Here is a 23,975-nt window from a genome sequence, read left to right as displayed (position 1 = left end):
GATGGGTGAGTTTGTCGAGATCTTCGAGGTGGGGCCGCGGGATGGCCTGCAGAACGAGGCGCGGCTGATTCCGGCGACGGAGAAGATCGCGCTGGTCGACTGCCTCAGCCGCGCGGGGTTCCGGCGCATCGAATGCGCCAGCTTCGTCAGCCCCAAGTGGGTGCCGCAGATGGCGACCTCGGCGGAGGTCATGGCCGGCATTCGCCGCGCGCCGGGGGTGCGCTACGCCGCGTTGACGCCGAACATGAAGGGGCTCGAGGCGGCTCTGGCGGCGAAGGTCGACGAGGTGGCGATCTTCGGCTCGGCCTCGGAAGGTTTCAGCCGCGCCAATATCAATGCCTCCGTCGCCGAGAGTCTCGAGCGCTTCGCGCCGGTGGCCGACGCGGCGCGGGCGGCGGGCTTGCCGGTGCGGGGCTATGTCTCCTGCGTGGTGGAATGCCCGTATGACGGGATGGTGGCGCCGGAGCAGGTGGCGAAGGTGGCGCAGGCATTGCTTGCCATGGGCTGCTACGAGATCTCTCTGGGCGATACGATCGGCCGGGCGACCCCCGAGGCGGTGACGGCGATGTTGCAGGCGGTGACGCCGGAGGTGCCGCCGGCGCAGCTCGCCGGGCATTTTCACGACACCGGGGGGCGGGCGCTCGAGAATGTCGAGGCGGCGCTGGCCATGGGGCTGCGGGTCTTCGACGCGGCGGTCGGCGGACTTGGCGGCTGCCCCTATGCGCCGGGGGCGGCGGGCAACGTGGCGACCGAGGCGGTGGCGGACAGGCTGGCGGCGCTTGGATATGAAACCGGGCTCGACCGCGCGGTGCTGGACGAGGCGGCGGCACTGGCGCGCGGGATGCGCAACGGATGAGCCGCGGGGCGGCAAGGGAGACCTTAGATGGCATTGATCGAGACGCGCATCGACGCGCGCGGCGTGGCGGAGCTGGTGCTGAACCGGCCCGAGAAGCACAACGCGCTCTCGGCGCAGATGATGACCGAGCTGGTGGCGGCCGCCGGGGCGCTCGCGGCGGAAGACAGCGTCCGCGTGGTGGTGCTGGCGGCGGAGGGGGCGAGCTTCTGCGCCGGCGGCGATCTGGCATGGATGCGCCAGCAGTTCGAGATGGATGGTGACACCCGCCGCCGCGAGTCGCGGCGCATCGCCGAGGCGCTCGGCGCGCTGGCCGCGTTGCCGCAGCCGCTGATCGGCAAGGTGCAGGGCAATGCCTTTGGCGGGGGTATGGGCCTCATCTCGGTCTGCGACGTTGTGGTCGGCGTCGAGGGCGCGAAGTTCGGCTTCACCGAAACGCGGCTTGGCCTGCTGCCCGCCAATATCGGCCCCTATGTGATCGCCCGCATGGGCGGGACCAAGGCGCGGGCGGTCTTCATGAGTGCCCGTATCTTCGGCGCGCAAGAGGCGCAGGCGCTCGACCTGCTGAACCGAGTCGTCACGCCCGAGGCGCTGGATGCGGCGGTGGAAGCGGAGATCGCCCCCTATCTCGATTGCGCCCCCGGTGCGGTGCGCGAGAGCAAGGCGCTGCTGACCGCGCTGGCCGGAAAGGTCACGCCCGCGCAGGTGGACATGGCGATCGACGCGTTGGCCGCGCGCTGGGAGACTGCCGAGGCGCAGGAGGGCATCGCCGCCTTCTTCGACAAGCGTCCGGCGCCCTGGGCCGCGCCGAAGCGGGACTGAGCCGGCTGGTGCCGCAGGGCGGCCGCGCGCCGCGCTGCTTGTGCGCGTTTCCGCCGCGGCCGGCCTGCGGCGAGGACAATCGGATCTCGTTTCCGTGATCATGGCGCTTTCTTTGGCAGCGCGGGGTGGGTGAGTCTGCCTCTGCGCGGAGAATGTATGCAACGGTCGACGGAAAAAATGCCGAAACATCAGTGATTACCTTGCGGAATGCGAAGTATCTCATTGTCGTGAAAGCATTTTCAGCATCCGTGAATATCTTGAGCGGTTGTTGACCCGGCTCGCACTCGGCGATAAGTCACTCACAGCAAGGCAACAAAGCCATGGTCTCCGTGCCGCTAAGCGGTGCGCCTCGCAAAGGAGCCACATCGTGGACGAGATGCTGCGGGAATATCTTCCCATCCTCGTTTTTCTCGCCGTCGCCGTGGGCCTCGGTCTGGTGCTCATCCTCGCGGCCGTCGTGCTGGCGGTGCGCAGGCCCGACCCGGAGAAAGTTTCGGCCTATGAATGCGGGTTCAACGCATTCGACGACGCGCGGATGAAGTTCGACGTCCGGTTTTACCTGGTCTCGATCCTCTTCATCATTTTCGATCTCGAGATCGCCTTCCTCTTCCCCTGGGCCACCGCCTTCAAGGATGTGAGCATGGTTGGCTTCTGGTCGATGATGGCCTTCCTTGCGGTGCTGACCGCGGGCTTTGCCTACGAATGGAAGAAAGGGGCCCTGGAATGGGAGTGACCGACGAGACGCCGCTGGTGACAGAGGTTCAGGGCGATGGCCGGCAGGGGCCGCGCATCAAGTCCGCTCCCTCGGCCCCGGTCGCCTACGGGCTCAACACCGCCGGGGGCGACCGCGAGGTCGCGACGCAGGCGCTGAACCGCGAGCTGCAGGACAAGGGCTTCCTGCTGACCTCCGTCGATGACGTGATCAACTGGGCGCGGACCGGCTCGCTGCACTGGATGACCTTCGGTCTGGCCTGCTGCGCCGTCGAGATGATGCAGACCTCGATGCCGCGCTATGATCTCGAGCGCTTCGGCACCGCGCCCCGCGCCTCGCCGCGCCAGTCGGACCTGATGATCGTCGCTGGCACGCTGACCAACAAGATGGCCCCGGCGCTGCGCAAGGTTTACGACCAGATGCCCGAGCCGCGCTACGTGATCTCGATGGGCTCCTGCGCAAACGGCGGCGGCTATTATCACTACAGCTATTCCGTGGTGCGCGGCTGCGATCGGGTCGTTCCGGTGGACGTCTACGTCCCGGGCTGCCCGCCGACAGCCGAGGCGCTGCTCTACGGGCTCATGGCCCTGCAGAAGAAAATCCGCCGCACCGGCACGATCGTGCGCTGAGCGCGGGAGGGGATGCAATGACGCAAGCACTGAACGAGCTGGGCGCCCACATCGAGGTCAAGCGCCCCGATTGCGTGATCGCCTGGGACGTCACCCACGGCGAGCTGAACGTGGACGTGGCTCCGGCGAACATCGCCGGGCTGGTGGAGTTTCTGCGGGCCGATCCGACCTGCCGCTTCTCGACGCTGGTCGACATCACCGCGGTCGACTACCCGAACCGCCCCAAGCGCTTCGACGTGGTCTATCACTTCCTGTCGATGTACCAGAACCATCGCATCCGCCTGCGCGTCTCGGTGCGCGAGGAGGAGATTGTGCCGTCGATCACCGCGCTGCACCCGTCGGCCAACTGGCTCGAGCGCGAGGTGTTCGACATGTTCGGCATCCTCTTCTCGGGGCACCCGGACCTGCGCCGCATCCTCACCGACTATGGCTTCCGCGGCCACCCGTTGCGCAAGGACTTCCCGACCACGGGCTATGTAGAGGTGCGCTACGACGAAGAGCTGAAGCGCGTTGTCTACGAGCCGGTGAAGCTGGTGCAGGAATACCGCCAGTTTGATTTCATGTCTCCCTGGGAAGGCGCGCAATACGTGCTGCCCGGCGATGAAAAGGCCGAGGAGGGGGCGAAGTGATGGACGGCTCCAAAGGTTTCGAAGACGCCCTCTCGGGCGAACAGAAGATCCGCAACTTCAACATCAACTTCGGCCCGCAGCACCCGGCAGCGCACGGCGTGCTGCGCCTCGTGCTCGAGCTAGACGGCGAGATCGTCGAGCGCTGCGATCCGCACATCGGCCTGCTGCATCGCGGCACCGAGAAGCTGATGGAGAGCCGCACCTACCTGCAGAACCTGCCGTATTTCGACCGGCTCGACTACGTCGGCACGATGAACCAGGAACACGCCTGGGTGCTGGCGATCGAGCGTCTGTGCAATGTCGAGGTGCCGCGCCGCGCCCAGCTGATCCGCGTGCTCTACTGCGAGATCGGGCGCATCCTGAACCACCTGCTGAACGTCACCACGCAGGCCATGGACGTGGGGGCGCTGACGCCGCCGCTCTGGGGCTTCGAGGAACGCGAGAAGCTGATGGTCTTCTACGAGCGGGCCTGCGGCGCGCGTCTGCACGCGGCCTACTTCCGCCCCGGCGGCGTCCACCAGGACCTGCCGCCCGAGCTGATCGACGACATCCTTGCGTGGTGCCAGCAGTTCCCGGCCCGCCTGCAGGACATTGACGATCTGCTCACCGAGAACCGCATCTTCAAGCAGCGCAACGCCGATATCGGCGTGGTGACCGAGCAGGACATCCAGGAGCACGGCTTCTCGGGCGTCATGGTGCGCGGTTCCGGCCTTGCCTGGGACCTGCGCCGCGCGCAGCCCTATGAGTGCTACGACGAGTTCGACTTCAAGATCCCCGTCGGCAAGAACGGCGACTGCTACGACCGCTACCTCGTCCGCATGGCCGAGATGCGCGAGAGCGTGAAGATCATGGTCCAGGCCTGCGAGAAGCTGAAGCTGCCCGAGAACCAGGGCGACGTGCTGGCGCGCGGCAAGATCACCCCGCCGAAGCGGTCCGAGATGAAGACCTCGATGGAGGCGCTCATCCACCACTTCAAGCTCTACACCGAGGGCTTCCACGTGCCCGCAGGCGAAGTCTACGCCTGTGTCGAGGCGCCCAAGGGCGAGTTCGGCGTCTACCTAGTCGCCGACGGCAGCAACAAGCCCTATCGCGCCAAGCTGCGCGCGCCCGGCTTCCTGCACCTGCAGGCGATGGACTATATTTGCAAGGGCCACCAGCTGGCCGACGTCGCGGCGATCCTCGGCTCGCTCGACATCGTGTTCGGAGAGGTTGACCGATGATGATCCGTGTTTCCGCCGCGCTTTGCGCGCTTGGCCTGCTGGCCGCCTGTGCCATGCCCCCCAAGGGCACCGACGAGCAGGACCTCATGGCCTGGGACGACGCTGTGACCTCGATTGGTTGCGAGCTGGTGTCCGAGAGCGACTACCAGCCGGTCGAACTGCAGAGCGGCCTGAGCCGCACGCAGGTGCAGGAGATCGCCGCCTACAAGGTCAAGACCGAAGAGGCCGTGCCCAGCGAAACCGGCGGCGTGCGCCTGGTGACCGGAAGCTGCGCGCCGGCGGTGTCCGCCGAACCGGTGGCTGACGCAGAGACCGCCGAGACAGCGGCGGGCTGACAGAATAAGGAGCGGCGGGGCACCGGCCCCGTCCCAACGCCGCGGCGGCGCCTCCGCCCCCGGCCAATGACATGAACCGAAGGTCCGTTTGCCCATGCTGCGCCGTCTTCATCACGAACAGCCCGAGAGCTTCGCTTTCACGCCCGCCAACATGGACTGGGCGGAGGCGCAGGTCAGCAAGTACCCCGAAGGCCGTCAGGCCAGTGCGATCATCCCGCTGCTGTGGCGGGCGCAGGAACAGGAGGGCTGGCTGAGCCGGCCCGCCATCGAATATGTCGCCGACATGCTGGGCATGGCCCACATTCGCGCGCTCGAGGTGGCGACCTTCTACTTCATGTTCCAGCTGCAGCCGGTGGGCAGCGTGGCGCACGTGCAAATCTGCGGCACCACGTCCTGCATGATCTGCGGCGCAGGCGAGCTGATGGAGGTCTGCAAGGCCAAGATCGCCGCCAGGCCGCATGAGGTTTCCGCCGACGGCAAGTTCTCCTGGGAAGAGGTCGAATGTCTTGGCGCCTGCTCGAACGCGCCGATGGCGCAGATCGGCAAGGATTACTACGAGGACCTGACCGGCGAGAAGCTGGCCGAGATCCTTGATGCCATGGCGGCCGGCAATGTGCCCACGCCCGGCCCGCAGAATGGCCGCTTCGGCTCCGAGCCGCTCGGCGGCCCGGTGGTGCTGACCGGCGACAAGGACGAGACGCTCAATGCCTCCGTCGCGCTGGCGACCGAGATCGGCGACACGATCAAGCGCATCGACGGCACCGAGGTGCCGCTGCGCGCGCCTTGGCGCGACCGCTCGAACGAGAAGGGCGATGCAAGCCCCAACACCCATACACCGAAGCTCTCGGAAGGGGCCCCGGCCGATGAGACCGGCATCGATAAGCGTCAGGCCCCGGTGACCCCGGCGGCCGATGTGAAGTCGGACCCGGAGCCTGCGGAGCCGAAGCCGCTGGGTAAGGAAAACAACGACGATTGATCCAATGACATAGCCAGGGAGAGAGAGATGACAGACGTGACGATGCAGGACGGATGCACCCGCAAGAGCTGGATATCAGCGGCCGTGATCGGCGTCGTCGTCGCGCTCTTCGCGCTGGGTGGGCACAAGGGGATCGTGGCGGCACTGCTGCTGGGTCTTCTCGCGACCGGCCTGCTCGGCTCTCTCTTCATCTGGCTCTCCTGCGCCCCGGTGCCGAAATTGGGCGAGCGCTCGCCGATCTCGCGGCTGACGCCTTCGGTCGAGGGCGAGGTGCCTGCGGTTCCCGAGCATGCTCCGGCGGCGCCGGCGCCGCTGATGGCAGCTCCGGCAGAGGCCCCCGAGGCCAAGCCCGAGAAGGCGCCCGAGCCCGCCCCGGCTGCGGCGGAGGAAAAGACCCCGGCCGCGGCTGCGGAAACGGCAAAGGAAAAGACCCCCGCCGCGGCTCCGGCAGCGGTGGCGGATGAAAACGAAGGGGGCTCGCAGCCCGTGGCGCTGGCGCAGCCGCGCTCGGGCAGCGCGGACAACCTGAAGGAAATCAAGGGCGTTGGGCCCAAGCTCGAGTCGCTGCTGCACGAGCTGGGCATCTACCATTTCGACCAGATCGCGGGCTGGAGCTCGGCCGAGGTCGCATGGATGGATGAGAACCTGAAAGGGTTCCGCGGCCGGGTCTCGCGCGATGACTGGATCGGGCAGGCCAGGATACTCGCGGCGGGCGGGGAGACCGAGTTCTCCAAGCGCGTCGAGGATGGCGAGGTCTACTGACCCGCCGCAGGAATGAAGGTGCCGCCGGGACAGCCCGGCGGCGCGGGACAAAGGAACCGGACCGAAGATGAGCGGACAGGACCAGCACAACCGGCAGGGGCGCATCACCGCGCTTGTCATTGCCGGGACCGGGCTGGCCTGGATCGCCGCGACGGTCGCGGGCGAGATGCTGGGCTGGACCCAGCGCACGAGGGCGTTCTTCGACCTGGCCGCGCTGGCCGGGTTCGGGACGGCGATCTGGATGATTTACGGGCTCTGGCGGTCACGCCGGAAAGACAAGGACTGAGCGATGCTGAAGGACGAAGATCGGATCTTTACCAATCTCTACGGCATGCAAGACCGCTCCCTCGCCGGGGCGAAGAAGCGTGGCCACTGGGACGGCACGGCCGGCATCATCGCCAAGGGCCGCGACTGGATCATCGACGAGATGAAGGCCTCGGGCCTGCGCGGTCGGGGCGGGGCGGGCTTCCCGACCGGCCTCAAGTGGTCCTTCATGCCCAAGGAAAGCGATGGTCGCCCGGCCTATCTGGTGATCAACGCCGATGAATCCGAGCCCGCGACCTGCAAGGACCGCGAGATCATGCGCCACGATCCGCACACGCTGATCGAGGGCGCGCTGATCGCTTCCTTCGCGATGAACGCGCATGCGAGCTACATCTACATCCGCGGCGAATACATCCGCGAGCGCGAGGCGCTGCAGGCGGCCATCGACGAGTGCTACGACGCGGGCCTGCTGGGCAAGAACGCCGCCGGCTCGGGCTGGGATTTCGATCTCTACCTGCACCACGGCGCCGGCGCCTATATCTGCGGCGAGGAAACCGCGCTGCTGGAAAGCCTCGAGGGCAAGAAGGGCATGCCGCGGATGAAGCCGCCGTTCCCGGCGGGCTCGGGCCTCTACGGCTGCCCGACCACGGTGAACAACGTCGAATCCATTGCGGTCGCCCCGACCATCCTGCGCCGCGGCGCGACCTGGTTCTCCTCCTTCGGGCGGCAGAACAACGCGGGCACCAAGCTCTTCGCCCTGACCGGCCACGTGAACACGCCCTGCGTCTTCGAAGAGCAGATGTCGCTGCCGGTGCGCGAGCTCATCGAAAAGCACGGCGGCGGCATCCGCGGCGGCTGGGACAATCTCAAGGCGATCATCCCCGGCGGCGCGTCCTGCCCGATCCTGCCCAAGGACAAGCTCGAAGACGCCATCATGGACTTCGACTGGATGCGTCAGAACCAGTCTTCCTTCGGCACCGGCTGCATGATCGTCATGGACCAGAACACCGACGTGATCAAAGCCGTCTGGCGCCTGTCGAAGTTCTTCAAGCACGAAAGCTGCGGCCAGTGCACGCCGTGCCGCGAGGGCACCGGGTGGATGATGCGGGTCATGGACCGCCTGGTGAGCGGCGATGCGGAGGTCGAGGAGATCGACATGCTGCTCAACGTCACCAAGCAGGTCGAGGGCCACACGATCTGCGCGCTCGGCGACGCGGCGGCCTGGCCGATCCAGGGTTTGATCCGTCACTTCCGCGAAGAGATCGAGGATCGGATCAAGGCCAAGCGCACCGGGCGCATGGGCGCCATGGCGGCTGAGTGATCTGATGCGGGTGACGATGTTACGTGGTGGTTTTGGTCTGATGACAGCGCTCGCAGTTGCGGGCTGCGCAGCCACGCCTTCGGGCAACGGTTTTGCGGGCGGCTCTGTAGCGAACCGCTGGGAACAGCGGGTGGTGACCATCTCCATGGCCGAGCGCATTGCCGACGCCTGCCACGACGAGGGCATCTACCTTGCCCCGTCGCGCTGGGGCGGGGCGGCACACCGTGCGACCGAGGAAATGGCCGAGCAGGGCGTCGACCGGGCCGAGCTCGAGGCGGCTTTCCGGGCGCAGGACTTCGGGGCGCTGTCGGTCGAGATCGACGAGGCACTGGCCCGCAAGGGCGTCGAGAGAGGCCGGCCGCAGAGCCTGTGCCGCGTCGGCGCGCAAGAAATCGCGGCGGGGTCCGACCTGGGCCTTACGCTGAAGAAGGGATGACCATGGGACCTCACAGCGGATCGCTCGTCCGGACTGGCGGCCTGCTGGCGCTCGCCGCGCTGCTCGCCGCCTGCGGGCCGAGCAAGGATGATCCCGAGTTCGGCGGCTTGCAGTTCCGCGGCGGGGCAAAGCCGGTGGGCGACGATCGGGCGAACTTCGTCGTCACGATCAGCAATGCCGCCCGCGCGCCCTATGCGGCGGCCGATGCCGGGATCTACGAGGGCACCAAGTACTGCATCCACTACCTTGGCACCTCGGACATCGCCTGGGCGATGGATCCCGCGGCGGTGCGGCGGCAGCCGGTGCTCTCGGGCAGCGATCTCCTGCTGCGTGGGCGCTGCGTGGAATGAGTGGGAGCATGCTCATATGGGCGGGTCTTCCGGGCGGCTATTGCATAGCCACCGGCCCCGGCCCCACATCCCTTGGCGAGGGAGCCCGCCTTTCGGCGCCCTCCGTACTGCGCCAATGGAGAGATGATATGAGCAACCTCAGAACCGCCGTCTTCGCCAGCCTGCTGGGAGCGCTCGCGCTGCCCTCCGCCGCGATGGCCAAGCCGCCGCTCGGCGAGGTGCGCGAGATTCACGACGGGCTGCTGGCCGTGGGCATCGCCGACGAGATCCGCAACCGCTGCGACGACATCAGCGCCCGGATGTTGACGGCCATGGGCACCCTCCACGCGCTGAAGAAGCGGGCGCGTGCGCTTGGCTACAGCAACGAGGAAATCGAGGATTACGTCACCTCGAAGGCCGAGAAGAAGAAAATGCGCGCCGAAGGCGTGGCCTATATGGCCGCGCGCGGCGTCACTGCGGACGACACCGCGGGGCTCTGCCGCGTCGGCCGCGAGGAAATTGCAAGGGGCAGCGCCATCGGCGCGCTCCTGAGGGAGAAATGATGCGACACGCGACGTGCATATCCCCCAGCGCCCCGCCGCAGGCGGCGGGCGCGTCGCGTGTGTCACCAGTCATGGGAAAATGCCAATGACCAACCTTCGTAAGATCGTCATCGACGGCACCGAGATCGAGGTGGACGGGTCGATGACCCTGATACAGGCCTGTGAGGAAGCCGGCATCGAGGTGCCGCGCTTCTGCTATCACGAGCGCCTGTCCATCGCCGGCAACTGCCGCATGTGCCTTGTCGAGGTGGTCGGCGGCCCGCCCAAGCCCGCGGCCTCCTGCGCCATGCAGGTGCGCGACCTGCGGCCCGGCCCCGAGGGCCAGCCGCCGGTCGTGAAGACCAACTCGCCGATGGTCAAGAAGGCCCGCGAGGGGGTGATGGAGTTCCTGCTCATCAACCACCCGCTCGACTGCCCGATCTGTGACCAGGGCGGCGAATGCGACCTGCAGGACCAGGCCATGGCCTATGGCGTCGACTTCTCGCGCTTCCGCGAGCCGAAGCGCGCCACCGAGGATCTCGACCTCGGCCCGCTGGTCGAGACCCATATGACCCGCTGCATCTCCTGCACCCGCTGCGTGCGCTTCACCACCGAGGTGGCGGGCATCACCCAGATGGGCCAGACCGGGCGCGGCGAGGATGCCGAGATCACCTCGTATCTGAACGAGACGCTCGACTCGAACCTGCAAGGCAATATCATCGACCTGTGCCCGGTGGGCGCGCTGGTCTCGAAACCCTATGCGTTCACCGCCCGCCCGTGGGAGCTGACCAAGACCGAATCCATCGACGTGATGGACGCGCTCGGCTCCAACATCCGCGTCGACACCAAGGGCCGCGAAGTCATGCGCTTCCTGCCGCGGAACCATGACGGGGTGAACGAGGAATGGCTCTCGGACAAGAGCCGCTTCGTCTGGGACGGCCTGCGCCGTCAGCGTCTCGACCGGCCCTACATCCGCAAGGACGGCAAGCTGAAGCCCGCCACTTGGCCCGAGGCGCTCGCCGCCGCGGCCACGGCGCTGAAGGGGGCCAAGAAGGTGGCCGGCCTTGTCGGCGATCTCGCCCCGGTCGAGGCGGCCTTCTCGCTCAAGCAGCTGATCGAAGCGCTCGGCGGCTCGGTCGAATGCCGCACCGACGGTGCGCGTCTGCCGGTCGGCAACCGCTCGGCCTATGTGGGCAACGTGACGATCGAGGAAATCGACACGGCAAAGGAAATCGTGCTGATCGGCACCAACCCGCGCGACGAGGCACCGGTGCTGAACGCCCGCATCCGCAAGGCCTGGATCGCCGGCGCCGAGGTCAAGCTGATCGGCGAGGCCGCCGACCTGACCTATGACGTGACGCACCTCGGCGCGGACCGCGCGGCCCTGGCCGATGCGAAGGTTGGCGACGATGCCATCGTGATCGTGGGGCAGGGCGCGCTGCGCGAGGCCGACGGTCTGGCTGTGCTGGCCGCCGCACAGGCGCTCACCGGCAAGGTCCTGGTGCTGCACACCGCCGCGTCCCGTGTCGGCGCGCTCGACGTGGGCGCGGTGACCGAGGGCGGTCTGGAGGCGGCCACCAAGGATGCGGACGTGATCTACAACCTTGGCGCCGACGAGATCGAGATCGAGGCGGGCGCCTTCGTGATCTACCAGGGCTCGCACGGTGACCGTGGCGCGCATCGCGCCGACGTGGTCCTGCCGGGCGCTGCCTATACCGAAGAAAACGGTCTTTTCGTCAACACCGAGGGCCGGCCGCAGCTCGCCTTCCGCGCCGGTTTCGCGCCGGGCGAGGCGAAAGAGAACTGGGCGATCCTGCGGGCGCTCTCGGCCGAGGTCGGCAAGACCCTGCCGTGGGACAGCCTCGCGCAGCTTCGTCAGGCGCTGGTCGCCGCGGTGCCGCACCTGGCGCAGATCGACGTGGTGCCGGAAAACGAATGGACCCCGCTCGAGACCGACAAGCTGGGCAAGGCTTCCTTCCGCAACGCGGTCAAGGACTTCTGGCTGAGCAACCCGATCGCCCGCGCCTCGGTGCTGATGGCCGAGCTTTCGGCGAACGCAAAGGCGCGCCGCGACGCGCCCATGGCCGCCGAGTGAGCCATGCGCACGCGGATATCCCTCTTCATGGCGGCACTGGCCGCGCTCTGTGCCTGCGAGCAAAGCTCGCAGGCGACGGATCGCGCCATGCCGTCCTACGAGGGGATCGAGACGCGGCTGCTGGACGGCGATCTGGTGAATTTCCTCGTGTCCATGCGCGGTGCGCGCGGCTCGGAGGATGTAGAGACCTACGCAGATTGCGCCGCGGCGCAGTACGCGCTGATCCGCGGCTACGGATTTGCGCGACATCTGCGGACGAATGTATCGGAAGAGGGTGGCCTCTGGCGCGGAGATGCTGTTTACACCATCTCGGCGGCGCTGCCCCGCGGGCTCAAGACGATCGACGCGGAAGTCGTCGCGTCAGCCTGCACCGAGAACGGAATACCGATGGTGTGAGGGACACTTGATGGCAGACTTCTTCGCAACCCCCTTCGGCATCTTCATCCTTGTGCTCGCGCAAACCCTTGCGGTCGTGGCCTTCGTGATGATCTCGCTGTTGTTCCTGGTCTATGGAGACCGCAAGATCTGGGCCGCCGTCCAGATGCGGCGCGGCCCCAACGTCGTGGGGGTGTTCGGCATTCTCCAGTCGGTGGCGGACGCTCTGAAATACATCCTCAAGGAAGTGGTGATCCCGGCGGGCTCTGACAAGAGCGTGTTCCTGATGGCGCCGCTGGTTTCCTTCGTCTGTGCGATGATCGCCTGGGCGGCGATCCCGTTCAACGACGGCTGGGTGCTGGCGGACATCAACGTGGCGATCCTCTACGTGATGGCGATCAGCTCGCTCGAGGTCTACGGCGTGATCATGGGGGGCTGGGCGTCGAACTCGAAGTACCCGTTCCTCGGATCGCTTCGCTCGGCGGCGCAGATGATCTCTTACGAGGTGTCGATCGGCCTGATCATCATCGGCGTGATCATCTCGACCGGCTCGATGAACTTCGGCGACATCGTGCGTGCCCAGGACGGTGGCCTCGGCCTGTTCAACTGGTACTGGCTGCCGCACTTCCCGATGGTGTTCCTTTTCTTCATCTCGGCGCTGGCCGAGACCAACCGCCCGCCGTTCGACCTTCCCGAAGCGGAATCCGAACTGGTGGCCGGCTACCAGGTGGAATATTCCTCGACGCCCTTCCTGCTGTTCATGGCAGGTGAATACATCGCGATCTTCCTGATGTGCGCGCTGACCTCGCTGCTGTTCTTCGGCGGCTGGCTGTCGCCGATCCCCGGCCTGCCCGACGGCGTGCTGTGGATGGTCGCGAAGATGGCGTTCTTCTTCTTCATCTTCGCGATGGTGAAGGCGATCACCCCGCGCTACCGCTACGATCAGCTGATGCGCCTTGGCTGGAAGGTCTTCCTTCCGTTCAGCCTGTTCTGGGTGGTCTTCGTGTCCTTCGCGGCGAAATTCGGATGGTTCTGGGGCGTCTTCGCCCGCTGGACCACGGGAGGTTAAGCAACCATGGCATCGATCGATTACGGCCGGGCAGCCAAGTATTTCCTGCTGGCGGACTTCATCAAGGGGTTCCAGCTGGGCCTGCGCTACTTCTTCGCGCCCAAGCCCACGCTGAACTACCCGCACGAGAAGGGCTATCTGTCGCCGCGCTTCCGGGGCGAGCACGCGCTGCGCCGCTACCCCAACGGCGAAGAGCGCTGCATCGCCTGCAAGCTCTGCGAGGCGATCTGCCCGGCGCAGGCCATCGCCATCGACGCCGAACCGCGCGACGACGGCAGCCGCCGCACCACGCGCTACGACATCGACATGACGAAATGCATCTACTGCGGCTTCTGCCAGGAGGCCTGCCCGGTGGATGCGATCGTCGAGGGGCCGAACTTCGAGTTCTCGACCGAGACGCGCGAGGAGCTTTTCTACGACAAGGAAAAGCTGCTGGCGAACGGCGATCGCTGGGAAGCAGAGATCGCCCGAAACCTCGAACTCGACGCCCCGTACCGCTGACCGCTGAGGCATCACAGGAAGCCATGACCGCCACCGTCGCCCGCCCCCTCCGCACAGCCCTCCGCGCCCAAGCGCGGGGCAGGGCAGGGTACGCGCAGACAGGAGCGCGATCATGACCGATCCCAAGAAGCCCTTCGACACGACGCCCTTCGAGCTGATGATGACCCAGGCGCAGGAAATGGCGAAAGCCTTCAACCCCGCGCTTGAGAGCTTCGCGCCAAAAGAGTTCGAGAAGCTCTGGCCGACCATGCCCAAGGACATCATGGAGTTCTGGTTCGGCAAGGGCATGTCGAAGGACGGGCTCGATGCCAAGACCCGGCTCTTGCTGACCCTGGCCGGGCTGACCATGCAGGGTGCCCAGGCCGACACGCCGGTGCGCATGACCGTGCGCCACCTCATCGAGGCCGGCGCCACGAAAGACGAGATCGCCGAGACCATCGCCCATATGTCGATGTTCGCCGGCATACCCGCCATGACCCGCGCCATGGAGCTTGCGCGCGAGGTGATGGAAGACAACAAGGATGACGCAAAATGACCGTGTTCGCCTTCTACCTCTTTTCGCTTTGCGCCATCGCGGGCGGGCTGTTCACGGTGATCGCCCGCAACCCGGTGCACTCGGTGCTCTGGCTGATCCTCGCCTTCCTCAGCTCGGCGGGGCTCTTCGTTCTGCTGGGCGCGGAATTCGTCGCGATGCTGCTGATCATCGTCTACGTGGGTGCCGTGGCCGTGCTCTTCCTCTTCGTGGTGATGATGCTCGACGTCGACTTCGCCGAGCTGCGCGCGGGGATGGCGAAATACATGCCGCTGGCGCTGCTCATCGGGGTCGTCATCCTGATGCAGCTCGGCATGGCCTTCGGCGGCTGGCAGGCCTCGGAACTGGCGTCGAGCCAGCTTTCGGCCCCGACCCCCGCGCCCGAGCAGATGCAGAACACCGTCGCGCTCGGCGTGCTGCTCTATGACCGCTACTTCCTGCTGTTCCAGCTGGCGGGGCTGATCCTGCTGGTCGCGATGATCGGGGCGATCGTGCTCACGCTGCGCCATCGCACCAACGTCAAGCGCCAGAACGTGCTGCACCAGATGTGGCGCGATCCGGCCAAGGCGATGGAGCTGAAGGACGTGAAGCCCGGGCAGGGGCTCTGAGGTGCTTCCCGCCGCGCCGCCCGGGAGGGCTGCGCGCGGCGGGCAACGGGATATGACGCGGACCCACCCGTCAAAGGGCCGCGAGGGACTAGAAGAATCGGGGCAGAGACCCGGAGGGATGCATGATCGGACTTGAACATTACCTGACGGTGGCGGCCGTGCTGTTCGTCATCGGGATTTTCGGGATTTTCCTGAACCGGAAGAACGTGATCATCCTGTTGATGTCGATCGAACTCATCCTTCTTTCGGTGAACATCAATTTCGTCGCCTTCTCGGCCTTCTTGGGCGATCTGGCGGGGCAGGTCTTCACGCTCTTCGTGCTGACCGTGGCCGCCGCCGAGGCGGCGATCGGCCTGGCGATCCTGGTCTGCTTCTTCCGCAACCGCGGCTCGATTGCCGTGGAAGACGTCAACGTGATGAAAGGCTGATCGCCCATGGAGACGATTATTCTCTTCGCCCCGCTGCTGGGCGCGGTGCTGGCCGGGTTCGGCTGGCGCTTCATCGGCGAGAAAGGGGCCATGTGGGTGACCACCGGCCTGCTGTTCCTGGCCTGTCTGCTGTCGTGGATCGTGTTCCTCACGCTCGGCGAGGCGGAAACCATTCCTCTGTTCCGCTTCATCGAGTCGGGCTCGCTGAGCACCGAATGGGCGATCCGCTCGGACCGGCTGACGGCGATCATGCTGATCGTGGTCACCACGGTCTCGGCGCTCGTGCACCTCTACAGCTTCGGCTACATGGCGCATGATCCGCAGTTCAAGGAAGGCGAGAGCTACAAGCCGCGCTTCTTTGCCTATCTGTCCTTCTTCACCTTCGCGATGCTCGCGCTGGTGACCTCGGACAACCTGGTGCAGATGTTCTTCGGCTGGGAAGGTGTGGGCGTCGCGTCCTACCTGCTGATCGGCTTCTACTACAAGAAACCCTCGGCGGGCGCCGCGGCGATGAAGGCCTTCATCGTCAACCGCGTGGGCGACTTCGGCTTCCTGCTTGGCATCCTCGGGCTCTTCTTCCTGACCGACTCGATCCGCTTCGACGACATCTTCGCCGCGGCTCCGCAGCTGGCGGAAACGCAGTTGACCTTCCTCTGGACCGACTGGAACGCGGCAAACCTGCTGGCCTTCCTGCTCTTCGTCGGTGCGATGGGCAAATCGGCGCAGCTCCTGCTGCACACCTGGCTGCCAGACGCGATGGAAGGCCCGACCCCCGTCTCGGCGCTGATCCACGCCGCGACCATGGTCACCGCCGGTGTCTTCCTCGTCTGCCGCATGTCGCCGCTGATGGAATACGCGCCCGAAGCGATGGCCTTCGTCACCTTCCTCGGCGCCACGACTGCCTTTTTCGCGGCGACGGTCGGCCTCGTGCAGAACGACATCAAGCGCGTCATCGCCTATTCGACCTGTTCGCAGCTCGGCTACATGTTCGTGGCGGCGGGCGTCGGCGTCTATTCGGCGGCGATGTTCCACCTGCTGACCCACGCCTTCTTCAAGGCGATGCTGTTCCTCGGTGCCGGCTCGGTCATCCACGCGATGCACCACGAGCAGGACATGCGGAACTACGGCGGGCTGCGCGGCAAGATCCCCTACACTTTCTGGGCGATGATGATCGGCACGCTGGCGATCACCGGCGTCGGCATCCCGCTCACCCACATCGGCTTCGCCGGCTTCCTGTCGAAGGACGCGATCATCGAGAGCGCATGGGCCGGAACCGCGGGCGGCTACGCCTTCTGGATGCTGGTCATCGCGGCGCTGTTCACCTCGTTCTACTCGTGGCGGCTGATCTTCCTGACCTTCTACGGCCGTCCGCGCGGCGACAAGCACACGCATGAGCACGCGCATGAAAGCCCCAAGGTCATGACCATTCCGCTGGCGGTTCTCGCCGTGGGCGCGGTCTTTGCCGGGATGGTCTTCTACGGCCCGTTCTTCGGCGACCATGACAAGGTGAACCGCTTCTTCGGTATCCCCGCCCATTACGCGGAAGCCTCTGAGGAGGGCCATGGCAACGCGGTCACTGAAGAGCACGCTGCCACCGAGGCGCACGGCGAGGAAACCGCCGTCGCGACCGAGGAGCAGGGCACCGAGACCTCGGAGGTCGCCACAGAGGCAGCAACCGAAGAGGGCCACGCCGAGGCAGCGACGCATGTCGCCACCGGCATGGCCCCCGAGGGCGCGATCTTCATGGGTCCGGACAACCACGTCATGGACGAGGCGCACCACGCGCCGGTCTGGGTCAAGGTCTCGCCGTTCTTTGCCATGCTGATCGGCTTCGGGGTCGCGTATCTCTTCTACATCGTGAACCCGGCGCTCCCGAAGCGGCTCGCCGAGAACCAGCGTCCGCTGTACCTCTTCCTGCTCAACAAGTGGTATTTCGACGAGATTTACGACTTCATCTTCGTGCAGCCGGCCAAGGCGATCGGACGCTTCTTCTGGAAGCGGGGTGACGGCAAGGTCATCGACGGCTCGATCAACGGCGTGGCGATGGGGATCATCCCCTTCTTCACCCGGCTCGCGGGCCGCGCCCAGTCCGGCTACATTTTCACCTACGCCTTCGCCATGGTGATCGGCATCGCCGTTCTTGTCACCTGGATGTCGATCCTCGGAGGGGCGCACTAATGGCCAACCTTCTTTCCATCGTCACCTTCCTGCCCGCGCTGGCGGCGCTGATCCTCGCGCTCTTCCTGCGCGGCGGAGACGCCGCGGCGGATCGGAACGCCAAGTGGCTCGCGATGATAGCGACCACGGCGACCTTCGTGATCTCGCTGTTCATCCTGTTCCAGTTCGACCCGGCCAACACCGGCTTCCAGATGGTCGAGAGCGGCACCTGGATCATGGGGCTGAGCTACAAGATGGGCGTCGACGGCATCTCGGTGCTGTTCGTCATGCTCACCACCTTCATGATGCCGCTGACCATCCTCGCCTCCTGGGGCGTGAAGACCCGGGTCAAGGAGTACATGATCGCCTTCCTGCTGCTGGAAACGCTGATGCTCGGCGTGTTCATGGCGCTGGACCTGGTGCTCTTCTACCTGTTCTTCGAGGCCGGCCTCATCCCGATGTTCCTGATCATCGGCATCTGGGGCGGCAAGGAGCGCATCTACGCCTCGTTCAAGTTCTTCCTCTACACCTTCCTCGGCTCGGTGCTGATGCTGGTGGCGATCGTCGCGATGTATGCCGATGCCGGCACGCTCGACATCCCCACGCTGCTCACCCACGAGTTCTCGACGGCGGGCTTCTCGGTGCTGGGCATTCACATCGTCGGCGGTCTGCAGACCATGCTCTGGCTGGCCTTCTTCGCCTCCTTCGCGGTTAAGATGCCGATGTGGCCGGTGCACACCTGGCTGCCCGACGCGCACGTTCAGGCGCCCACGGCGGGCTCGGTGGTGCTGGCGGCGATCCTGCTGAAGATGGGCGGCTACGGCTTCCTGCGCTTCAGCTTGCCGATGTTCCCCGTGGGCTCGGAGGTGCTGGCGCCGCTGGTCTTCTGGATGTCGGCCATCGCCATCGTCTACACCTCGCTCGTCGCGCTCGTGCAGGAGGACATGAAGAAGCTCATCGCCTATTCGTCGGTCGCCCACATGGGCTACGTAACGCTGGGCATCTTCTCGGCCAACCAGCAGGGCATCGACGGCGCGATCTTCCAGATGATCAGCCACGGCTTCGTCTCGGGCGCGCTCTTCCTCTGCGTCGGCGTGATCTACGACCGCATGCACACCCGCGAGATCGACGCCTACGGCGGCCTCGTGAACCGCATGCCGGCCTATGCGCTGATCTTCATGTTCTTCACCATGGCCAACGTCGGCCTGCCGGGCACCTCGGGCTTCATCGGCGAATTCCTCACCATGATGGGCATCTTCCAGGTCAACACCTGGGTCGCCGCCGTGGCCGCGACCGGGGTGATCCTCTCGGCGGCCTATGCGCTCTGGCTCTACCGCCGCGTGGTCTTCGGCGATCTCATCAAGGAGAGCCTGAAGACCATCCAGGACATGAACACCCGCGAGCGCTGGACCTTCGCGCCGCTGGTCGTGATGACCCTGTGGCTGGGGGTCTACCCCGCCGCCGCGCTGGACATCATCGGCCCGTCGGTCGAGGCGCTGGTCAACCACTATGATACGGCCGTGGCGGCCGCCGATCTCGGCGGCAGCACCGTGGCCCAAGCGAACCACTGAGGGGGCGAGGCATGATCTCGGCTGATCTGAACACCATCCTTCCGGAGATCCTGCTGGCGGTCTACGCCATGCTGGCGCTGATCGGCGCGGTCTATACCGGCAAGGACAAGCTCGCCCCGGCGCTGGTCTGGCTCACCGCCGCAGTGATGGCGATCCTCGCGCTGTGGATCGGCACCGCCGGCTCCGGCACCAACCCCGCCTTCCACGGCATGTTCATCGACGACGCCTTCTCGCGCTTTGCCAAGGTGGTCATCCTGATCGCCGCGGCCTGCGTGCTGGTGATGGGTCTCGGCTTCATGCAGAAGACCAAGATGCTGAAGTTCGAGTACCCGGTGCTGGTGGCGCTCTCGACCGTCGGCATGATGGTCATGGTCTCGGCGGGCGATCTGATGACGCTCTACATGGGGCTCGAGCTGATGTCGCTCGCGCTCTACGTGGTTGCCTCGCTGCGCCGCGACAGCGAGATGTCGACCGAGGCAGGCCTGAAGTACTTCGTGCTGGGCGCGCTGTCGTCGGGCATGCTGCTTTACGGCGCCTCGCTGACCTACGGCTTTGCCGGGACGACGCTCTTCTCGGGCATCATCCTTGCGGCGACCGAAGGGCACCTGTCGCTCGGCCTGCTGATCGGTCTCGTGCTGATGATCTCGGGCTTTGCCTTCAAGGTCTCGGCGGTGCCGTTCCACATGTGGACGCCCGACGTCTACCAGGGCGCGCCGACCCCGGTCACCGCCTTCTTCGCCACCGCGCCGAAGGTTGCCGCCATGGCGCTCTTCGCCCGGGTGATGCACGACGCCTTTGGCGGCGCCGTCGCGGACTGGAGCCAGGTGGTCGCACTGATCGCGGTGCTGTCGATGTTCCTCGGCTCCATCGCTGCCATCGGCCAGACCAACATCAAGCGCCTGATGGCCTATTCCTCGATCGCCCACATGGGTTACGCGCTGATCGGCCTTGCCGCCGGCACCGAGGCGGGCGTGCAGGCGATGCTGATCTACATGGTCGTCTACGTGACCATGAACGTCGGCACCTTCGCCTTCATCCTGTCGATGAGCAAGGATGGCCAGCCGGTGACCGACATCCGTGCGCTCGGCATGTACTCCAAGCGTGAGCCGGGCCGGGCGCTGGCCATGCTGGTGCTGCTGTTCAGCCTCGCCGGCGTGCCGCCGCTGCTCGGCTTCTTCGCCAAGCTGGGCGTCTGGCAGGCGGCCATCGCGCAGGACATGGTCTGGCTGGTCGTGGCCTCGGCCGTCGCCTCGGCGATCGGTGCCTACTACTACCTGCGGATCGTCTTCTTCATGTACTTCGGCGAGGACCGCGAGGATGCGCTGGATGCCGGTGGCTCGCCGCTGCTCTGGGGCTTCCTGGTGGTCTCGGCCTTCATCATGGTCGCAGGCGTGGTGAACCTCTTCGGCATCGAGGGCCCGGCAGCGGCCGCGGCAGCGACGCTTGTCAACTGAGCACCGAGCCAGCACGAGAACACCGAGTGGCGCGCCTCTGGCGCGTCACTTTGTTTTCGCCTATGCGCTGATTTCTCACTGTGGGCACGGATGGAAACGGATGAAAGGGCAGGCGCATGTGGCCTGACGGCTATGGCCGGCGCGTGCTGGCGGAAGTGGACAGCACCAATGCCGAGGCGGCGCGGATCGTGCCCGGCCTGACCGGCCCCGAGTGGATCCTCGGGCTGAACCAGGTCGCCGGGCGCGGGCGCCGAGGCCGGCCTTGGACCATGCCTGCCGGGAACTTCGCCGGAACGCTGGTGCTGCCGGTCGCCGAGCCGCCGCAGGTGGTTGCCCTGCGCAGCTTCGTCGCTTCCCTGGCGCTGCACGAGGCCTTTGTCGCAGTGACCGGCAGGGCCGACATGCTGGCGCTGAAATGGCCCAACGACGTGCTGGTCAATGGCGGCAAGGTGGCGGGCATCCTGCTGGAAAGCCTCGGGCGTCACGCGGGGCGCGACTGGCTGGCCATCGGCATGGGGGTGAACCTCGCCGCGGCGCCGGACGTTGGCGAGGTCGAGCCCGGTGCGCTGCGCCCGGTCTCTCTGATGTCCGAGGCCGGTGTGCGGGTGACGCCAGAAGAATTCCTGACCGTGCTTGCCGCCGCTTACGCGCGCGAAGAGGCGCGGTTCATGGCGCTCGGCTTTGCCGGTATTCGCGAGGCCTGGCTCTCGCGCGCCGCGCGGCTCGGCTCGGTGATCACCGCGCGCACCGGGCGCCACGAATTTACCGGAACGTTCGAAACGGTGGACGATGCCGGCAATCTTGTCCTAAGGACAGCCAGCGCGCGGCAGGCGATTGCCGCGGCAGACGTGTTTTTCTGAGGGGGCGGCCCATGCTTCTGGCCATCGACTGCGGCAATACCAACACCGTGTTCTCAATCTGGGACGGGGCGCGCTTCCTTGCGACCTGGCGCACCTCGACCGAGCACCAGCGCACCGCCGACCAGTATTACGTCTGGCTCTCGACGCTCATGGCCTTCCAGAAGATCGAGGCCGAGATCACCGATGTGATCGTTTCCTCGACCGTGCCGCGCGTGGTGTTCAACCTGCGTGTGCTGGCGGATCGCTATTTCAACACCCGCGCCATGGTGGTAGGCAAGCCCGAATGCGCGCTTCCCGTGGACGTGCGGGTGGATCTCGGCACAAACGTGGGCCCGGACCGTCTGGTCAACACGGTGGCGGGCTATGATCTTTACGGCGGCGATATCATCGTTGTCGATTTCGGCACCGCGACAACCTTCGACGTGGTGGCGCAGGACGGCGCCTACGAGGGCGGGGTGATCGCACCGGGCGTCAACCTCAGCCTCGAAGCGCTGCACCAGGCTGCCGCCGCGCTGCCGCATGTGGACATCACCAAGCCACAGCGCGTGGTCGGAACAAACACCGTCGCCTGCATGCAGTCAGGCGTTTTCTGGGGCTATGTCGGCCTCGTCCGTGAAATTTGCGCGCGCATCAAGGCCGAACGTGACCGGCCGATGCGCGTCATCTCAACCGGTGGGCTGGCACCGCTCTTCCAGCAATCCGAAGACCTCTTCGACGACTGGCGGGAGGATTTGACCATGCATGGTCTCACCGTCATCCACGCATACAATCTTGGCAGGAGCCAAAGCTCATGAGCAGCGAACGCATTATCTATCTCCCCCTCGGGGGTGCCGGCGAGATCGGCATGAACGCCTATGTCTACGGCTACGGCAAGCCGGGCGAGGAACGCCTTATCCTCGTCGACATCGGCGTTGCCTTTCCCGACATGGACACGACGCCCGGCGTCGACATCATCTTTGCCGACATCAGCTGGCTGAAGGAAAACCGCGAGCGGCTGGAGGCCGTGTTCATCACCCACGCCCACGAGGACCACGTCGGCGCCATCGGCCATTGCTTCGAAGACCTTGGCGTGCCGGTCTACGCGCGTGCCTTCACCGCCAACCTCGCGCGCGGCAAGCTCGCGGAATACGGCCATTCGCCCGAGACGGTGACCACCGTGTCGCGCTGGCCGGAAACGGTGAAGGCCGGTCCCTTCACCGTCGGCTTCCTGCCGATCTCGCACTCGATCCCGGAAAGCTCGGGGCTGGTCATCGACACCCCCGGCGGGCGGCTGATCCACACCGGCGACTTCAAGCTCGACGCGAACCCGGTGGTCGGCGAGGCCTTCGATCCCGAGCTCTGGGCCGAAGTGTCGAAAGATGGCGTCAAGGCGCTGATCTGCGATTCGACCAACGTCTTCTCGCAGCACCCCGGCCGCAGCGAGATCACCGTCGGCCCCGAGATCGAGACGCTGGTGGCCAGCGCGCCGCAGATGGTCGTTGCCACCACCTTCGCCTCGAACGTGGCGCGGGTGAAGACACTGGCCGAGGCCGGCGAGCGCGCCGGGCGCTCGATCTGCCTGCTCGGCCGCGCGATGCGCCGGATGGTCGAGGCAGCGATCGAGACCGGGGTGGTGACCTCCTTCCCGAAGGTGATCTCGCCCGAGGACGCAACGCAGATCCCGCGCGAGAACGTCATGCTGATCGTCACCGGCTCGCAGGGCGAACGCCGGGCGGCCTCGGCGCAGCTGGCGCGCGGCAAGTACAATGGCATCGAGCTCAAGGAAGGCGATCTCTTCCTCTTCTCCTCGAAGACCATTCCGGGCAACGAGAAGGGCGTGATCCACATCATGAACTCGCTCTCTGAGAAGGGCGTGGACATCGTCGACGATGACGGCGGCAAGTACCACGTTTCGGGCCACGCCAACCGCCCTGACCTCGAGCGCATGCAGGACATCGTGAACCCGCAGATCGTCGTGCCCATGCACGGCGAGCACCGCCACCTGCGCGAGCACATGAAATTGGCCGAGGGACGTGGCCGCGCCGGGGTTCTGGCGATCAACGGCACCATGGTCGACCTGTCGGGCAACCAGCCCACGGTGGCAGGCTATGTCGAGACCGGCCGCACCTACCTCGACGGTTCGGTGCAGATCGGGGCGCTCGACGGCATCGTGCGCGATCGTATCCGCATGGCGCTGAACGGGCACGTGGTGGTGACGGTGATCCTCGACGAGGACGACGAGCCGCTTGGCGAGCCCTGGTGCGAGCTGATGGGCCTGCCGGAGATCGGCCGTTCGAACGCGCCGCTGGTGGATATCCTGGAAGAAGACCTCAGCCAGTTCCTTGGCCGCGCCGGCGAGAAGACCCTCGGCGACGACGACAAGCTCGAGGAAGGCATGCGCCGCATCGTGCGCAACTCCTCGGTCAACGAGATCGGCAAGAAACCCGAGGTGACAGTGGTGATCAGCCGCCTGTCCTGAGGCTTTCGGGAGGAATAACGAAGGCGCGCCGCGAGAG

General features: G+C 66.1%; 27 protein-coding genes. All 27 read left to right on the top strand.

Annotated elements, in window-relative coordinates:
* Window position 1: 1 nt before the first annotated feature.
* The 27 genes from G0D83_RS15165 to G0D83_RS15035 all read left to right on the top strand — a co-directional run bounded on the left by G0D83_RS15165 (window position 2) and on the right by G0D83_RS15035 (window position 23,938).
* Window positions 2–856: a hydroxymethylglutaryl-CoA lyase gene (locus G0D83_RS15165; protein WP_164195459.1), complete on the top strand. Its 855-nt coding sequence runs from the start codon at window positions 2–4 to the stop codon at window positions 854–856.
* 27 nt (window positions 857–883) lie between these two features.
* Complete coding sequence (locus G0D83_RS15160) at window positions 884–1,675, top strand: crotonase/enoyl-CoA hydratase family protein (RefSeq protein WP_164195457.1); 792 nt, start codon at window positions 884–886, stop codon at window positions 1,673–1,675.
* A 367-nt stretch (window positions 1,676–2,042) separates the two neighbouring features.
* Window positions 2,043–2,408, top strand: coding sequence for an NADH-quinone oxidoreductase subunit A (locus G0D83_RS15155; RefSeq protein WP_108966128.1), 366 nt, complete (start codon window positions 2,043–2,045; stop codon window positions 2,406–2,408).
* A complete protein-coding gene (locus G0D83_RS15150; protein WP_193989024.1) occupies window positions 2,399–3,016 on the top strand; it encodes an NADH-quinone oxidoreductase subunit B family protein in 618 nt (205 codons plus the stop codon). The genes G0D83_RS15155 and G0D83_RS15150 overlap by 10 nt, the downstream gene beginning before the upstream one ends.
* 17 nt (window positions 3,017–3,033) lie before the next feature.
* On the top strand, window positions 3,034–3,645 hold the full coding sequence (locus G0D83_RS15145; RefSeq protein ID WP_108966126.1) for an NADH-quinone oxidoreductase subunit C: 612 nt from the start codon (window positions 3,034–3,036) through the stop codon (window positions 3,643–3,645).
* Complete coding sequence (locus tag G0D83_RS15140; protein WP_164195455.1) at window positions 3,645–4,865, top strand: NADH-quinone oxidoreductase subunit D; 1,221 nt, start codon at window positions 3,645–3,647, stop codon at window positions 4,863–4,865. Before G0D83_RS15145 ends, G0D83_RS15140 begins: the two co-directional genes overlap by 1 nt.
* Window positions 4,862–5,200 (top strand): hypothetical protein, encoded by a 339-nt coding sequence (locus G0D83_RS15135; protein WP_235940212.1) that lies wholly within the window; start codon window positions 4,862–4,864, stop codon window positions 5,198–5,200. The genes G0D83_RS15140 and G0D83_RS15135 overlap by 4 nt, the downstream gene beginning before the upstream one ends.
* 94 nt (window positions 5,201–5,294) lie before the next feature.
* Window positions 5,295–6,176, top strand: a complete 882-nt coding sequence (nuoE, locus tag G0D83_RS15130) for an NADH-quinone oxidoreductase subunit NuoE (RefSeq protein WP_164195453.1) — start codon at window positions 5,295–5,297, stop codon at window positions 6,174–6,176.
* 27 nt (window positions 6,177–6,203) lie between these two features.
* Window positions 6,204–6,938 carry an endonuclease gene (locus G0D83_RS15125; RefSeq protein ID WP_164195451.1) on the top strand — a complete coding sequence of 245 codons (735 nt, stop codon included), beginning with the start codon at window positions 6,204–6,206 and terminating at the stop codon, window positions 6,936–6,938.
* A gap of 67 nt (window positions 6,939–7,005) precedes the next feature.
* A complete protein-coding gene (locus G0D83_RS15120; protein WP_108966119.1) occupies window positions 7,006–7,224 on the top strand; it encodes a DUF5337 domain-containing protein in 219 nt (72 codons plus the stop codon).
* A gap of 3 nt (window positions 7,225–7,227) precedes the next feature.
* Window positions 7,228–8,523, top strand: coding sequence for an NADH-quinone oxidoreductase subunit NuoF (gene nuoF, locus G0D83_RS15115; RefSeq protein ID WP_108966117.1), 1,296 nt, complete (start codon window positions 7,228–7,230; stop codon window positions 8,521–8,523).
* A gap of 40 nt (window positions 8,524–8,563) precedes the next feature.
* Window positions 8,564–8,959 carry a DUF5333 family protein gene (locus tag G0D83_RS15110; protein ID WP_203595062.1) on the top strand — a complete coding sequence of 132 codons (396 nt, stop codon included), beginning with the start codon at window positions 8,564–8,566 and terminating at the stop codon, window positions 8,957–8,959.
* A gap of 2 nt (window positions 8,960–8,961) precedes the next feature.
* Window positions 8,962–9,309 carry a hypothetical protein gene (locus tag G0D83_RS15105; RefSeq protein ID WP_164195449.1) on the top strand — a complete coding sequence of 116 codons (348 nt, stop codon included), beginning with the start codon at window positions 8,962–8,964 and terminating at the stop codon, window positions 9,307–9,309.
* A 128-nt stretch (window positions 9,310–9,437) separates the two neighbouring features.
* Entirely contained in the window at window positions 9,438–9,851 is a 414-nt protein-coding gene (locus tag G0D83_RS15100) for a DUF5333 domain-containing protein (protein ID WP_164195446.1), read from the top strand.
* 85 nt (window positions 9,852–9,936) lie between these two features.
* Window positions 9,937–11,925: an NADH-quinone oxidoreductase subunit NuoG gene (nuoG, locus tag G0D83_RS15095; RefSeq protein WP_164195443.1), complete on the top strand. Its 1,989-nt coding sequence runs from the start codon at window positions 9,937–9,939 to the stop codon at window positions 11,923–11,925.
* 27 nt (window positions 11,926–11,952) lie between these two features.
* Window positions 11,953–12,321 (top strand): hypothetical protein, encoded by a 369-nt coding sequence (locus G0D83_RS15090; RefSeq protein WP_370457245.1) that lies wholly within the window; start codon window positions 11,953–11,955, stop codon window positions 12,319–12,321.
* A 10-nt stretch (window positions 12,322–12,331) separates the two neighbouring features.
* Window positions 12,332–13,369 carry an NADH-quinone oxidoreductase subunit NuoH gene (nuoH, locus tag G0D83_RS15085; protein WP_108966107.1) on the top strand — a complete coding sequence of 346 codons (1,038 nt, stop codon included), beginning with the start codon at window positions 12,332–12,334 and terminating at the stop codon, window positions 13,367–13,369.
* A 6-nt stretch (window positions 13,370–13,375) separates the two neighbouring features.
* Complete coding sequence (gene nuoI / locus G0D83_RS15080) at window positions 13,376–13,870, top strand: NADH-quinone oxidoreductase subunit NuoI (protein WP_164195439.1); 495 nt, start codon at window positions 13,376–13,378, stop codon at window positions 13,868–13,870.
* Window positions 13,871–13,982: 112 nt separating this feature from the next.
* Complete coding sequence (locus tag G0D83_RS15075; protein ID WP_164195437.1) at window positions 13,983–14,405, top strand: carboxymuconolactone decarboxylase family protein; 423 nt, start codon at window positions 13,983–13,985, stop codon at window positions 14,403–14,405.
* Complete coding sequence (locus tag G0D83_RS15070; RefSeq protein WP_164195435.1) at window positions 14,402–15,010, top strand: NADH-quinone oxidoreductase subunit J; 609 nt, start codon at window positions 14,402–14,404, stop codon at window positions 15,008–15,010. Before G0D83_RS15075 ends, G0D83_RS15070 begins: the two co-directional genes overlap by 4 nt.
* A gap of 122 nt (window positions 15,011–15,132) precedes the next feature.
* A complete protein-coding gene (gene nuoK / locus G0D83_RS15065; RefSeq protein ID WP_108966100.1) occupies window positions 15,133–15,438 on the top strand; it encodes an NADH-quinone oxidoreductase subunit NuoK in 306 nt (101 codons plus the stop codon).
* Window positions 15,439–15,444: 6 nt separating this feature from the next.
* Window positions 15,445–17,616 carry an NADH-quinone oxidoreductase subunit L gene (gene nuoL / locus G0D83_RS15060; protein ID WP_164195433.1) on the top strand — a complete coding sequence of 724 codons (2,172 nt, stop codon included), beginning with the start codon at window positions 15,445–15,447 and terminating at the stop codon, window positions 17,614–17,616.
* Window positions 17,616–19,166 carry an NADH-quinone oxidoreductase subunit M gene (locus tag G0D83_RS15055; protein ID WP_164195431.1) on the top strand — a complete coding sequence of 517 codons (1,551 nt, stop codon included), beginning with the start codon at window positions 17,616–17,618 and terminating at the stop codon, window positions 19,164–19,166. Before nuoL ends, G0D83_RS15055 begins: the two co-directional genes overlap by 1 nt.
* 11 nt (window positions 19,167–19,177) lie before the next feature.
* Window positions 19,178–20,620 (top strand): NADH-quinone oxidoreductase subunit NuoN, encoded by a 1,443-nt coding sequence (nuoN, locus tag G0D83_RS15050; protein ID WP_108966095.1) that lies wholly within the window; start codon window positions 19,178–19,180, stop codon window positions 20,618–20,620.
* A gap of 116 nt (window positions 20,621–20,736) precedes the next feature.
* Complete coding sequence (locus G0D83_RS15045) at window positions 20,737–21,480, top strand: biotin--[acetyl-CoA-carboxylase] ligase (protein ID WP_164195428.1); 744 nt, start codon at window positions 20,737–20,739, stop codon at window positions 21,478–21,480.
* Between the two features lie 11 nt (window positions 21,481–21,491).
* Window positions 21,492–22,274 (top strand): type III pantothenate kinase, encoded by a 783-nt coding sequence (locus tag G0D83_RS15040; protein WP_108966091.1) that lies wholly within the window; start codon window positions 21,492–21,494, stop codon window positions 22,272–22,274.
* Complete coding sequence (locus G0D83_RS15035; protein ID WP_108966089.1) at window positions 22,271–23,938, top strand: ribonuclease J; 1,668 nt, start codon at window positions 22,271–22,273, stop codon at window positions 23,936–23,938. Before G0D83_RS15040 ends, G0D83_RS15035 begins: the two co-directional genes overlap by 4 nt.
* Window positions 23,939–23,975: the final 37 nt, after the last annotated feature.

The sequence above is a fragment of the Salipiger sp. PrR003 genome (assembly GCF_010500785.1).
In the GTDB taxonomy this organism is placed as follows: Bacteria; Pseudomonadota; Alphaproteobacteria; order Rhodobacterales; family Rhodobacteraceae; genus Salipiger; species Salipiger pacificus_A.
Note: the sequence above shows the minus strand (reverse complement) of the source record. Positions and strands in the feature narration are given on the sequence as shown.